Below are 12,940 nucleotides of genomic sequence, written 5' to 3'. Positions count from 1 at the left end.
GCCGCAGCTGCCTGCTGGGGTCCACCGTGCAAGTGGCTGGTGAAGACGGCCCCTGGCCTGGCAGCGACCACGTCAGTCGTCACCCGAGGGTGCGAGCGCGTCTCGAAGTGAGCTCGTCCACCCGGTGATCACGGCCAGCGCCCCGGTGGCCGCGGTGAACGCGGTGGCGAAGCCGGCAGCGGACACCAGTGCGCCGAAGGCGATGGGTTGAATGACCTGCGCGAGGCGGTTGGCCGTCAGCCGGAGCCCCATGGCCACGCCACGTTCGGCGGCATCCGTGTGGCGAGCCATCAGTTCCACGGTGATGGGCGGGTTCGCCCCGAGGCCGACCCCCACGAACACCGCGAGCGCGAGCCACACCGCGAATCCGCGGGTGAAGGGGAACAGGCCCATCGGGACGACCGCGAGCCACATGCTCAACACGAGCGCGCGCCCAGGCCCCAGCCGCCTGACGACGCGGGGCAGAGGCAGGCGCACCACCAGGGCCGCGATACCGCTGACGGACAGGAGGACGCCGATCAGAGGCACGTCGAGGCCGGCGCGCTCCAAGTACAGCGGAAGGAACGACGCCTTGATGCCTTGCACGAACAGGGCGACGAAGCTGGACAACAGCGTCGCCCGAACCGGCAGGGTGGCCCACATGCTGGCGATGCCCGATCGCACCGACCGGCGCTCCCGCACCGCCGGTCGCCCGACGCGGGGTGCCACCCACAAGGCCACGACGGCGATGGTTCCGCACAACGCGTAACACACGCCTACCGCGGAGAACCCGTACCTGTCGTAGAGAAGCGTGCCGATGATGGGCCCGCCAGCGATGCCACCGCCCCACGCCAGGGAGAAGAGCGCGAGCTGGCGGGTGAGGAAGTCGCCGCGGCCGCCCTCGCTGGCGTACGCCTGCAGCGAGACCCAGGTGGCCAGTTCGGCCAGACCGATCAGCACGGTGAACGCAGCCACGGCAGCAACCGTCGGAGCGACGGCGAAACCGACACCGCCGGACACCATGCCGACCAGACCGAACGCCAACACGCGGCGGACACCGACGCGGTCGACGAGGCGGCCACTCGGGATCGCCAGCCCGAGCGAACTGAGCGGGAACAGCGCGATCACCAGTCCCACGGTGGCCTCGCTCGCTCCGAGCGCATCGAGATGGAGTGGTACCAGCGGTCGCAGCGCGTGCGCCGCTGTCCAGTACAGCAGGGTCGCGACGGACACGAGCGCCCATCTCGAGCGCAGTACGCGGCCGTATCCCACAGGACCGGGAGTGTCTTTGGTCACCAGGCACTCCTCCTGCCGTCGGCGCACGTTCCCGGAGAAAAGGCGCCGCAGCCGTGCGTCGACGCACGGGACCGAACCAATACTTGGCCAGAAAGGTATAACCTATAGCCCGTCGTGGGCATAGACAGAGATGAGGAACGCATGTCTCGATACCAGGTCGTGATCGTGGGCGGCGGGCCGGTGGGCGTCGGACTCGCGCTCGAACTCGGCCGCCGCGGCATCACGTGCGCAGTTCTGGAGAAACGCACGGAGCTGTCGCGTATCCCCAAGGGCCAGGGACTCTCGCAACGCACCCTGGAGACGTTCGCGAACTGGGGGGTCGAAGCAGAGATCCGAGACGCGCGGCTCATGCCGCGCGACATGCCGATCGGCCAGGTCACCGTCTACGGGGACCTGCAGAGCGACCACTGGCACGTCAAGCCGACCCGGGAAGTCGTCAAGGGCTACTACGCGCGCGAGAACGAGCGCCTTCCGCAATACCGGACGGAAGCCGTGCTGCGTCGACGCCTGCAGGACTTTCCGTGTGTCGACGCCCAGTTCGGGGCCGAGGTCGTGGCGATCGGACAGGACAGCGGTGGGGCCTGGGTCCGCGCGGTCGTCGCGGGCGAGGAGCAGCGCTTCGACGCCGAGTACGTCGTTGGGTGCGACGGCGGCCACTCGCTCGTCCGTGAACAGGCCGACATCGCCCGAGAGGGAACCGACTGGGACGAACTCGTCACGCTGGTCGTGTTCCGAAGCCGCCATCTGCACGACGAGCTCGCGCGCCGGTATCCCGAGCGTTCGACCTACCGCGTGATGCATCCCGACCTCGAGGGGTACTGGCGATTCTTCGGCCGGGTCGACGCGGACGAGGAGTTCTTCTTCCACGCCCCTGTGCCGCGCGGCATGTCGTCCGAGACGTTCGACCCCCAGCGCGCCCTGGACGAGGCCGCCGGCTTCCCGTTCCGAGCGACGATCGACCACGTCGGCTTCTGGGACCTGCGGGTGCAGGTCGCAACGACGTACCGCTCCGGGCGAACTTTCATCGCCGGTGACGCAGCCCACACCCACCCGCCCTACGGCGGCTATGGCCTCAACAACGGCCTCGAAGATGCCGTCAACTTGGGCTGGAAGCTGGCCGCCGTGCTGCAGGGCTGGGGCGGCGAGGCGCTCCTCGATTCCTACAGTCTCGAACGGCAACCCGTCTTCCGCGACGTGGGCGAGGAGATCATCGGTGGGTGGATCCGAGACGACCGCCGGTTCCTGGCCAACTACTCTCCTGACCGCGACCGCGAAGCGTTCGCGGCGGCGTTCGAGGACATGGCGATGGGCTTCGGCCAACGCCTGGCACGCTTCGAGCCCCACTACGGCGGGTCTCCCGTTGTGCTCGCCGCGGATGGCGCGCGGACGAGCGGCCTCGGGCAGCACCGCTTCGAGGCCCGGCCCGGCCACCACCTCGCCCCGCAGCCGCTGTCGTCGGGCATGACGAGCTTCGATGCGCTCGGCACGGGATTCACCCTGCTGTCGTTCGATGGGGACGAGGCGCAACTCCAGCGGTTCGCGCAGGCGGCGAGCCAGGCACGGATCCCGCTGACCGTGGTCCGCGACGATCTGGCCGGCGGGCGAGGCGCCTACGAGGCCCGCTACGTCCTGGTGCGGCCCGACCAGTTCGTCGCCTGGGCCGGCGACGAGGTGACGGATGACCCTGCGGACCTGCTCGCCACCATCACCGGCCGGGAGCGGCCGAGCGGGACACGCCTCACCCATCGGTTCACTCGCGCACAATCGCGGTAGTATGGTCTGACCGATGGGTGAAGCGAGGGAGGTAGCGGATGGGGGTTCCCCGGGGCGATACACGGACGCGCCGCCTCTGGCTCGCCTACCTCGTCGGCGCCTTCGGGCTCGCGATGACCGCACAGGTCGCGTTCCTGGTGCCCCTCCGCGCACGTGAGCTCGGCGCGGGATTCGACCTCATCGGGCTCATCGTGAGTGCCGGCGCGCTGGCTGCCGCACTCACCTCCATACCGTGCGGCGCCATCATCGATCGCCTGGGGCCGAAACGCAGCTTCGTGGTCGGAGCGATCGCGACCGGCCTCGTCTCCGTGGCGTTCGCGATGACCAGCAGCGTGTGGGTGTTCCTGCTCCTCCAGCCGCTGCACGGCGTCGCCCGTAACCTGGGTTGGGTCGCGTCGCAGACCTACATCACGGCCGCCGCCGTGGACGCCGACGAACGACCGCGCCTCACCGGCCGATTCGCGTTCTTCGGCAACGTCGGCAAGATGACGGGCCCGTTGCTGGTCGGTGGGGCGGCCAGCCTCGTCGGCTTTCGCTGGGCCCTGCTCGTGCCTGCCGTGTACGCGCTGCTGTTCGCGACCATTGGCGCCGGTCTACGAGAGACCCAGCCCGGTGGGGCATCGGCTGCTGCCAAGAAGCGCGGCACCGGCTTGCGTGCTGCTGCAGGACTGACCCGGATACCTGGCATCCAGGTGGCCTTGGTGTTGACCTCCGCGCGACTGTGGATCTCCACCATCTTCTCGACGTTTCTCCCGGTGTTCCTCGTCGAGCAAGCGGTCGATCCGGCCGTTGCCGGGGTCGTGATGGCGACCGCGGGCTTCGTCGCCGCGTGCATGGCACCCACCGCCGGCGGTTGGGCGCAGCGTATGACCCCCCAGTGGGCGACGATCGCCGGCTTGGGTTGCGGGGCGGTCGGACTGCTCATCGCGCCCGCCTCGACCGCCATGCCGTGGGTGTTCCTCACGCCGGCGCTGATCGGGGTCGCGATCGGACTGAGCCTCCCCCTGCTGATCAGCATCGTCACGACGGCCGCGCCCGACGACTGTCGCGGCCTGGCCCTGGGACTCCGCGGGACGGTGAATCAGGGCGCCTCGACGGCCGCCCCGGTCGTCGTCGGACCCCTCATGTCGGCCGTCGGCCTCACGCTCGGGTTCCTTGCGGGTGGTGGGATCGGCCTGGCCCTCCTGGGCATCGCCGCCCTCCGACACGGTCGCCCTGCCCGGACGCCGAGCGGCGCCGAAACCGGTGAGGCCAGCGATGCGGCACCGCTGCCTCCGGGTCAGGGTCGCGTTACGAGAACCCCGGGTCGATGAGGACGCCAGCGCGGGCGAATCGGAGATGAGCACGAGGGGATCCACCACGTCCGCCAGGGCGAAGCGAGGAGCCGGCAGACCCCCGGGCCCGAACACCGCATGGGCCCGGCGGCCGACTCATCCAGACATCGCCCCCCGCGCGCCTCTCGCCGGACAGCAGGAGGGCCGGTCGCGGAGCCAGCGGAGGGGTGTCGCGGCGCGTCCGGGACAGGAGTCGGCAACTGCCGGACGTGTCAGCCAGCGTCGTACTCGGGCGCGTTCTCGAAGTAGTGGACGCGTGAGTAGCCGAGCAGGTTGAAGACCCGGTTCGACCCGGCGATGAGTTCGGCCGTCCCCGCACCGGTGTTGAAGCGCTGCACGATGGTGTTGTGCGGCGTCCAGATGACGTCGCCCTGCTTCCACTCCCACTTGGTCGGCTTCTTGGCGATGCGCGCGTAGTACTGGTCGTCGATCTCTGCCTCGACGTCCCAGTGCAGGTCGTAGCCCTCACCTTCACGGACGTAGGCGACCTCGTCGGGCATCTTCCACCGCTTGCCCGATCGGCTGCCCTCCGGGATCTGGTGCAGATAGGCCTCGACACCCTTGATCCGCAGCGGCACGCCCTCGCCGGCGATACGGCGCGTGTACCCGAAGGGCGTCAGTTCGAAGGGGGTGGCATCCTTGGGCAGGACCTTGGGGATCTCGTCGTCGCCTTCCGGCCGGGCCGTGAGCCACTCGCTGCGCGGCTCGTACAGGTGCTCGTTCTCCGGCTTGTAGCCGATCTTTCCCTGGTAGGTCAGTCCCAGGAAAAGCGCCAGGGGCTTCGGCTTCATGACCAGGCAGACGGCCCGCTTCTCGGGATTCGGGTTGTTGTGCCAGTGCACGCAGTCGTTGTGCACGGCGACGGCGTCACCCGCGTTCCAGTCGTACCGTTTGCCGTCGTGCATCTCGTAGCCGCCATCGCCCTCGAGCACGTAGAACATCGCCTCGTTCTGATGCCCGTGCCCGTCGTTGCGGCCGTTGGGTTGCACGGTGACGAAGTGGACGTCGAGGCTCTGCGAGCGAAACGTCTCGTCGCCCGGGCGCATGACCGCCCAGTTCTCCTTCTTGCCGTGCCCGAGTTCCGGCGTGAACACCCGCGGGATGCGGTCGAGTCGCTCGCGTCGTTCGGCAGCCAGGCTGTAGCGGTTGCTGCTCACCTCGCGGACGTAGATGCGCTTCTTGTCGTAGTGCTCGGTGTAGACGTGCACGTTCTGCTTCGTCTGCTCTCGCGTCTGTGTCTGCGTGCGAACCTGCTCCACGACGTGCTCCTCCCGATCCGTCAGATGCTCCGGCCGCGCGCCTCGCTTGCGGCCGGCGGAACTCCTCGATCCTACACTATAGGACTAACCAATAGAGCTTTGGGTATCCTGTCCTCATCGGAAGCGCCTGCCACGGTGCCCACGACCGAGAATCGGAGCCTGCGTTGTCCGCGTCCGGCGTCGTCGACCCTCGCCCCATCGACTACCGCACGGCCTGCGTGGCGGGCGCCGCGCTCGCGGACGACCTTCGCGAGGAACTCGGGGTCGCCACCGGCGACCACGTGCGGCTGCGGACCGAACGCCAGCGCAGCACGCTCTGCCAGGTCGTCGACGGGGACGGCGATCCCCATCCCGGCTCGATCCGGATCGACCGGTTCACGCGCCAGGCACTGAAGGCCTACCCGCACGAAGCCGTCGAGATCGAATCGGCCACCCCCGATCCTGCGGTCGAGGTGGGTCTCATCCCGGGCATCGACATGAGCCAGCACTACGACCCGAACGTGGTACCGGCCCTCAAGCGGCAGCTGGCAGCCCAACACGTGGCGGTGCGTCCGGGCATGTTGCTCTACGTCCGTCTCGAAGGGACGCTCGCCGGCATCACCTACGCGGTCCACTACGTCAAGGGCGATGCGAACGACGAGGGGGTGGTCGTCGACGACACGACCGTCTGGTTGATCGACGAGGACCACCACCATCACGGGCCGTCGGATCACGACCACGACCATGCCGGCCTGTCCGAGACCGTCGTCGACACCACGTTCGAGGACGTCGGTGGTCTGACGGTACAGATTCGCGAGGTCCGCGAGTTCGTCGAACTGCCGCTGGTCTTTCCCCAGGTCTACCGGCAACTGGGGATCAACCCGCCCCGCGGCGTGATCTTCTACGGGGCGCCGGGCACCGGCAAGACCCTGCTCGCGCGCAGCGTCGCCAACGAGATCAACGCCGAGCTGTTCTACATCAACGGCCCCGAGGTGGTCGGCACCTACTCCGGCGAGACCGAGGCGAATCTGCGCAAGGTCTTCGCCGAAGCCAGCCTCAAGCCACCCTCCATCGTCTTCATCGACGAGATCGACGCGATCGCCCCGTTCCGGCGGATGGCCTCGAGCCAGTCGGACGCTCGGTCCGTCACGCAACTGCTGGCACTGCTCGACGGCCTCAAGAACGCCGAGGGTGTGATCGTGATCGGGACGACGAACCGCATCGACGCGATCGATCCGGCCCTGCGCCGGGCCGGACGGTTCGACCGGGAGATCTACTTCCCCACCCCCTCCAGCGCCGCCCGCGAGCAGATTTTGCGCGTGCACACCCGCGAGATGCCGCTGGCGGACGATGCCCAAGCGGCACTACCGAACATCGCCGAGCGGGCATACGGCTACGTGGGCGCCGACCTGATGGAGTTGTCGCGCGAGGCCGGCCTGAACGCCCTGCGCCACGCCGCCGCCCGCTTCGTCGAGTCGCCCTCGATCGCGAACTATCCGGCACCCGAGGAGCTCGTGGTGCGTGAGCGGGACTTCGAGGACGCGCTCGGCAAGGTCCACCCATCGGCGATGCGCGAGTCGTTGATCTCCTATCCCGACGTCGGCTGGGAGGACATCGGCGGCCTGGAGGACGTCAAGCGCCGCCTGCAGGATCTCGTGCAGCTGCCGCTGCGCCATCCCGAGGTGTTCGAGCGGGCGGGACTGTCGCGGAATCTGGGTGTGCTGCTGCACGGCCCGCCGGGCACCGGCAAGACGCTGCTGGCGCAGGCGATCGCACGGGAGTCGGGCGTCAACTTCATCCCGATCCAGGGTCCGGAGTTGTTCTCGCAGTGGCTGGGCGAGTCCGAGGAGAGCGTGCGTCACGTCTTCGACGTCGCCAGCCGAACCGAACCGTGCATCATCTTCTTCGATCAACTCGACGCCGTCGTCCCCAGACGCAGCGACCTCGAACACGAGGGCACCCGCGCCCCCCAGCGGGTGGTCAACCAGCTGCTCGCGGAGCTCGACGGCATGGAGCGTCGCGGCCGCGTGGTCGTCGTCGGCGCCACGAACCGGCTCGAGATGGTCGATCCGGCCGCTCTGCGGCCGGGCCGCTTCGGCATCCACCTGCACGTCTCGGCCCCGGACGCCGCCGAACGCGCGGCGATCCTGCGCATCCACCTGCGCAATGCCCCGATCGCCGAGCAGACCGGCGTCGATCGACTGGTCGAGCACCTGAGCGAGCGGACCGACGGCATGGTCGGCGCGGACCTCGCCTTCCTGTGCCACAACGCGAAGCTCGTGGCCGTCGAAGCCGCCGGCATGCAGCCCGACGCGGAGTTGCAGGTCGCCCACTTCGAACGGGCCCTCGAGATGGACAGCCACCTCGGCTGACGCCGTCACCGGCCCCCCGCGGCGTGTGATTGTTATACCATTGGTCCACGGGCGTTCAGTCGACGCTCGGCTGTCTCACTCCTGGGAGTTCTTCGATGCTGATCCCCCGTCCGCGGCGAGCGCTCGCCGGCGTCGCGCTGCCCCTCACCCTGCTGCTCGGCGCCTGCGGCGGGACCGGAACCGACGCCGGCCAGGCAGCGAGCGACGAGCCGGAGGGCGCGGACACGTCCGACGCCGCTGCCGGCGATGCCGGTGGGCTGTTCGCCGGAGAACTCATCGAGATCTCGCTCGGCGTCAGCCCGGGTGGCGGCTACGACACGTACGCGCGCGCCCTGGCGCCGTTCCTGGCGGAGGAACTCGACGCCGACGTCACCGTCTCGAACAACCCGGGAGCCGGTGGCCTGCTCAACCTCAACCAGGTCTACACCGGCGTGAACGACGGCACCGTCATCACGCTCATCAATGGGACCGGCACGCTCGGTTCGGTCCTCAGTGATGCGCAGGGCGTCGAGTTCGAGATCGGGGAGTTCGAGTGGCTCGGGCGGCTCGCGGCCGAACCGCGGGTCATGAACGTGTACGCGGACCTGCCCTACGAGGACATCCAGGAGCTCATGGGAACCGACGACGAGATCACGTTCGCGACCACGGGCCCCGGCGGCGGGTCGCACCTGACGTCCGCGCTCCTCATGGAGATCCTGGACCTGCAGAACGCACGCTTCATCAGCGGCTTCGAAGGCAGTGCGGAGTCGAACCTGGCCGTCGTCGCCGGCGAGGTCATGGCCGACGCCAACACGGCGAGCACGTCACTGCCGTTCGTGGAGGCCGGCGACCAGCGCGTGTTGGTCGTGGTGGGCGACGAGCCGCTCGAAGACATGTACCCGGGCGTTCCGTCGCTGTACGACATCGGCCTGGAAGGCGAACGGCTCGTGATGGCGGAGTCGCTGGTCGCGATCAACGGTCTCGGCCGGGCCCTCGCCGCGCCGCCCGGTGTGCCCGCCGACCGTCTGGCCGAACTGCGCCAGGCGTTGGAGAACATCGCCAACGACCCCGCCTTCATCGAGGAGTTCGAGCGTCAGGACCTGGAGCTGGACTGGCGCGGCCACGAGGAGGTGGAACGCATCATCGCGACCGCCCTCGACACACCCGACAGCGTTCGCGCCATCATCGCGGAGAACAGCTGACGCCGGCGAACCTCGGACGGACGTCGGCCGCACTCGAGCGGCCGACGTCCGGCGAGGAGGACAGGAAGAAGCACATGAGCACGGTCGCCCAGAAGCCACAGCACTTCACGCTCCGCACGCCGTACCTCGTGGAGGGGCGGAGCAACACCACCGTCGCACGGACCGATCAACTGGCCGTCCGCGTCAAGGTCTACGCGAAGGGCGGCGAGAACGCGCTGCATGCACACCAGCACGAGGACCACACGTTCGTGGTGCTCGAAGGGCAGGCGACGTTCTACGACGCGAACGACGACGCCATGACGGTCGGCCCCTATGAAGGCATCCTGCTCCCCCGCGGCATCTACTACCGCTTCGAGAGCACCGGCGAGGGCAATCTCGTCCTCCTGCGCGTCGGCACCGGGAAGCCGCCGGAGGGCAACGACCGCGTCGGGACGGACGGCCACCTCCTCACGGGTGACTCGGCGCAGAACAAGAAGGTGCCCCCGGTCCCGGCCCCCGACGGCCTCCACTTCGGCGACCCGGCATGACGGCCTCCTCAGTGCGGCCCTGGGACCACCTGCTGACCGAGCAGGACCGCGTCTTCGCCGACCGCTACGTCAGGAACCGACGGTTCGGCACGCGTCCGGCGCTGCTGCTCATCGACCTCTACGTGTCGGCCTTCGGTGACGGGCCGGAGCCACTGGAGACCGCGATCGAGAAGTGGCCGGGATCGTGCGGCCCGGCTGCCTGGGAGGCACTCGATCCATTGCTGACACTGCTCGGGACAGCGCGTGAGGCGGGCGTGCCGATCGCGCACACGAGCGGCGAGGACAGGCCGGAATCGACACTCGGTGCCGCCACCGCGCGCCGCCAGAACGCCGACGAGACCGGTGAGCGCTACCGCCTCATGCCGCAGTTCACGCCGGTGGCGGGCGAGTTGCTCGTCCGGAAGACCCGCGCGAGCGCCTTCTTCGGGACGCCGCTCTCGACGTGGCTGCGCCAACGCTCCGTCGACAGCCTGGTCGTGGCCGGTGAGAGCACGAGCGGTTGTGTGCGCGCCTCGGTCGTCGACGCCTACTCACACGGGTTCCAGGTGGCCGTGGTCGAGGACGCCGTCTTCGACCGTAGCCCCGTCTCCCACGCGGTGAACCTGTTGGACATGCACCGCAAGTACGCCACCGTCGTCGACCTCGGGCTCGGGCGACGCTGTCTGCAGGCGCCGAGTCACGACCTGCTTCCGGCCGGCTGACGCCGGCGTCCCCGGCGCGGTGTGCGGCGTCCGCCTCCGCCCGATCCCCGAGACCGCCGCGAGGCGCGAGGACAGCCATGACGGCCGGATGGTTCCTGCGTTGCGCCAGTTGCGTGTTCCTGCTCACGACCTCCCTGAACGTCATCCGGCCGATGGTGTCCTACCGCGCCTTGGAGATCGGCGCGAGCACCGCACAGATCGGCTACGTGGCAGCGTCGTATGCCCTGTTGTCGTTCGTCGTGGCGGTCCCGACGGGCCAGTGGGTCGATCGCTTCGGGGAGTCGCGCTTCCTCCTCGGCGGCGCGATCGTGATGACCGCCATGGCGGCGTGGCTGGCGGTGGTCAGCAGCGTCCTCATGCTCGGGGTCGCCCAGGCGGTGCTCGGAGCCGGGCAGATCTTCGGGCTCGTGGCGCTGCAGACCCTCGTCGCCAACTGCAGCCCGCCGGACCAGAGAGACGCCCGGTACGGCGCCTTCGCCGTGATGGGGTCGTTGGGCCAGGTGACGGGACCGGCCGTGGGTGGGTTCGTCTCGTCGCTCGCGGGTGGCGGCACCACGACCGCACTGTGGGCGAGCGTCACCTTCCTGGTCGGTCTCGTGGTGCTCGCGGCATCGCTGCGCCGTTGGCCGCCACCGTCGGGGGTACGGGAGAAGACGCCCCCGCGCACCGATGCGGCGTTGGCCGCCATGGTCCGCATCCTGCGGCTTCGGTCCATGCCACAGGCGATGCTGGCCAGCCTGGCCGTCCTCGCGACCATCGACATCCTCGTGGCCTACGTCCCCGTCTATGGCGAGGCGAACGGCATCTCGGTCGCGGCCGTTGGGCTCCTGCTCTCGCTTCGCGCGGCGGCGTCGGTCCTGTCCCGACTGGCGTTGGTGCCGCTGCTGCGTTGGCTCGGGCGACGGCACCTTTTCCTGCTCGGGCTGCTGCTGCCCGGCCTCGCCCTGCTGTTGTTCCCGACGACGACCAGCGTGCCGCTGCTCGGCGTCCTCCTGGCCGTCGCCGGCTTCGGGCTGGGGCTCGGCCAGCCCATGTCGCTGGCCTGGGTCACGCGAGCCGTGCCAGCGGATTCACGCGGCATCGCCATCGGCGTGCGGCTCATGGGCAACCGCGGGGGTCAGGTCGCGCTGCCGGCCGCCTTCGGCGCCATCGGCGGCGCCGCGGGGGTCGCGGCCATCTTCGTCGCGCTGGGCGTACTGCTCGCCAGCAGCGCCGGCGTCGTCATGCGGGCACCCTTCGACGCGGACGCCGGCGGCTCGTGACTCACCTCCCCTCGACGGCACGGAGTCGCGCCAGCAGGTGCTGGTAGGCAAACCGGTCGTTGAACCCGGCTCCGAGGTCCGGCAGCTGTGCACGGTCGGCCTCGGGCACGGCAGCCGCGCGAGCCCCCAGACGTGCGAGCTCCACCGTGACGCGACACAGCCGCTCCAGCGTGTCCGCCGCCACGACCGCGGCGGCGAGCGAGGAGCCCACCGCCACGATGCCGTGGCCGCGGAGCAGGCACACCTGCGCCGGCCCCAACGCCTCCGCCACCTCACGGCCGATCTCGTCGTCGTTGACGAGCACGCTCCGCGGATAGACCGGCACCCCCCGTTCCGCGAGACGCATGGCCGGTATGTCGTACGCACCGAAGATGGGTTCGAGAGCGAGATCCGCCAGCCCGACCAACAGCGCGTGCGGCGGATGCGCATGCACGACGGCGTGGACGTCGGGCCGGGCACGCAACACGGCGGTGTGGATCGGCAGCTCGTTCGGGGCGCGGTGTTCCGGGGTGGCCGGCGCCTCACCGTCGAGCCCGACCAGGTGCACGTCGGCCGCACGGGAGTAGCGCAGGCCGGGCTCGTCACGGCCGCGGCAGCGGACCCAGAGGCTGCGCTCGTCGGCACGCAGGGAGATGTGGCCGAGGATGCCGTCAAGCACGCCGGCGACCGCCAGCGCCCGGCAGGCTTCGGCGACGGCCCGGGCGGGATCCTCGTGGAGCTGCTGCACGTCGACTCCGCTCATGCGTCGGCGCCGGCGGTGCCGGAGGGCGGCCGGAGCAGTCGCCTGAGCTGACCCCCGCGCCAGGGCAGCCAACGCGGCACGGCAGCGCGGTAGTGCTCGTAGTCCTCGCCGAAGCGCTCCCGCAGCTGGCGCTCGTCGGTGGCGGCGCGGTCGTCGAACCATCGCAGGTGCCACCCGAACACCGCTGCCGACCAGCGGGAGCGGGTCGCCCCGACGAAGGCCGCGAACGTGAGCAGATGCCCCAGGTACATCGGGTTACGGCTCATCGCGTACGGGCCGGTGGTGACGAGACGCTCCGCCGGTTGGGCCATCCCCGGGCCGCCGCCACCGTGACGGGTGCGGTAGGTGCCGGCCGTTCGGTACAGCATGTACCCGCCGGCGGCGACAGGCGCGAACCGCCAGTCGAGCGGCCGTCGCGCCAGACGGGAGCCGACGAGCACGAGCACGGGCCATACCAGGAAGGTCCGCGTCGGCGTGGACCTCGGATCGATCACGGTGCCTCCACCTGCGGTGACCGGCCGCGACAAACGTCCGG

At 69.8% G+C, this 12,940-nt stretch carries 11 protein-coding genes; 7 read left to right on the top strand and 4 right to left on the bottom strand.

The annotated features are described in order from the left end of the window. Positions 1 to 72 precede the first annotated feature (72 nt). Positions 73 to 1,212 (bottom strand): MFS transporter, encoded by a 1,140-nt coding sequence (locus ACERM0_RS17045; RefSeq protein WP_373679817.1) that lies wholly within the window; start codon positions 1,210 to 1,212, stop codon positions 73 to 75. 204 nt (positions 1,213 to 1,416) lie between these two features. Here ACERM0_RS17045 and ACERM0_RS17040 point away from each other — a divergent pair, with 204 nt between their 5' ends. Together ACERM0_RS17040 and ACERM0_RS17035 are read left to right on the top strand one after the other, a co-directional pair. After that, complete coding sequence (locus ACERM0_RS17040; protein ID WP_373679816.1) at positions 1,417 to 3,048, top strand: FAD-dependent monooxygenase; 1,632 nt, start codon at positions 1,417 to 1,419, stop codon at positions 3,046 to 3,048. Between the two features lie 38 nt (positions 3,049 to 3,086). Further along, on the top strand, positions 3,087 to 4,361 hold the full coding sequence (locus tag ACERM0_RS17035) for an MFS transporter (RefSeq protein ID WP_373679815.1): 1,275 nt from the start codon (positions 3,087 to 3,089) through the stop codon (positions 4,359 to 4,361). A gap of 233 nt (positions 4,362 to 4,594) precedes the next feature. On the opposite strand, the gene ACERM0_RS17030 is transcribed toward ACERM0_RS17035, so the two are convergent. Further along, entirely contained in the window at positions 4,595 to 5,641 is a 1,047-nt protein-coding gene (locus ACERM0_RS17030) for a cupin domain-containing protein (RefSeq protein ID WP_373679814.1), read from the bottom strand. Positions 5,642 to 5,805: 164 nt separating this feature from the next. Between ACERM0_RS17030 and ACERM0_RS17025 the strand changes: the two genes are divergently transcribed. The 5 genes from ACERM0_RS17025 to ACERM0_RS17005 all read left to right on the top strand — a co-directional run bounded on the left by ACERM0_RS17025 (position 5,806) and on the right by ACERM0_RS17005 (position 11,663). Beyond that, positions 5,806 to 7,992, top strand: a complete 2,187-nt coding sequence (locus ACERM0_RS17025) for an AAA family ATPase (protein WP_373679813.1) — start codon at positions 5,806 to 5,808, stop codon at positions 7,990 to 7,992. 95 nt (positions 7,993 to 8,087) lie between these two features. Continuing rightward, positions 8,088 to 9,173 (top strand): Bug family tripartite tricarboxylate transporter substrate binding protein, encoded by a 1,086-nt coding sequence (locus ACERM0_RS17020; protein WP_373679812.1) that lies wholly within the window; start codon positions 8,088 to 8,090, stop codon positions 9,171 to 9,173. Between the two features lie 74 nt (positions 9,174 to 9,247). Beyond that, positions 9,248 to 9,700: a cupin domain-containing protein gene (locus ACERM0_RS17015; RefSeq protein WP_373679811.1), complete on the top strand. Its 453-nt coding sequence runs from the start codon at positions 9,248 to 9,250 to the stop codon at positions 9,698 to 9,700. Then, on the top strand, positions 9,697 to 10,401 hold the full coding sequence (locus ACERM0_RS17010) for a cysteine hydrolase family protein (RefSeq protein ID WP_373679810.1): 705 nt from the start codon (positions 9,697 to 9,699) through the stop codon (positions 10,399 to 10,401). The genes ACERM0_RS17015 and ACERM0_RS17010 overlap by 4 nt, the downstream gene beginning before the upstream one ends. Before the next feature lie 77 nt (positions 10,402 to 10,478). After that, entirely contained in the window at positions 10,479 to 11,663 is a 1,185-nt protein-coding gene (locus tag ACERM0_RS17005; RefSeq protein WP_373679809.1) for an MFS transporter, read from the top strand. A gap of 1 nt (position 11,664) precedes the next feature. Here the strand turns inward: ACERM0_RS17005 and ACERM0_RS17000 are convergent, their stop codons facing one another. After that, positions 11,665 to 12,405 carry a class II aldolase/adducin family protein gene (locus ACERM0_RS17000; protein WP_373679808.1) on the bottom strand — a complete coding sequence of 247 codons (741 nt, stop codon included), beginning with the start codon at positions 12,403 to 12,405 and terminating at the stop codon, positions 11,665 to 11,667. After that, on the bottom strand, positions 12,402 to 12,899 hold the full coding sequence (locus ACERM0_RS16995) for an isoprenylcysteine carboxylmethyltransferase family protein (protein WP_373679807.1): 498 nt from the start codon (positions 12,897 to 12,899) through the stop codon (positions 12,402 to 12,404). Before ACERM0_RS16995 ends, ACERM0_RS17000 begins: the two co-directional genes overlap by 4 nt. Positions 12,900 to 12,940: the final 41 nt, after the last annotated feature.

This window comes from Egicoccus sp. AB-alg2, from assembly GCF_041821065.1.
Lineage (GTDB): Bacteria > Actinomycetota > Nitriliruptoria > Nitriliruptorales > Nitriliruptoraceae > Egicoccus.
The sequence above is the reverse complement of the archived record's forward strand: the minus strand, read 5'-3'. Positions and strand labels throughout refer to the sequence as shown.

Coding starts and splice junctions, on each gene's coding strand:
- ACERM0_RS17005 (WP_373679809.1), top strand. CDS start 10,479: ATGACGGCCGGATGGTTCCTGCGTTGCGCCAGTTGCGTGTTCCTGCTC.
- ACERM0_RS17020 (WP_373679812.1), top strand. CDS start 8,088: ATGCTGATCCCCCGTCCGCGGCGAGCGCTCGCCGGCGTCGCGCTGCCC.
- ACERM0_RS17010 (WP_373679810.1), top strand. CDS start 9,697: ATGACGGCCTCCTCAGTGCGGCCCTGGGACCACCTGCTGACCGAGCAG.
- ACERM0_RS17015 (WP_373679811.1), top strand. CDS start 9,248: ATGAGCACGGTCGCCCAGAAGCCACAGCACTTCACGCTCCGCACGCCG.
- ACERM0_RS17040 (WP_373679816.1), top strand. CDS start 1,417: ATGTCTCGATACCAGGTCGTGATCGTGGGCGGCGGGCCGGTGGGCGTC.
- ACERM0_RS17035 (WP_373679815.1), top strand. CDS start 3,087: ATGGGGGTTCCCCGGGGCGATACACGGACGCGCCGCCTCTGGCTCGCC.
- ACERM0_RS17000 (WP_373679808.1), bottom strand. CDS start 12,405: ATGAGCGGAGTCGACGTGCAGCAGCTCCACGAGGATCCCGCCCGGGCC.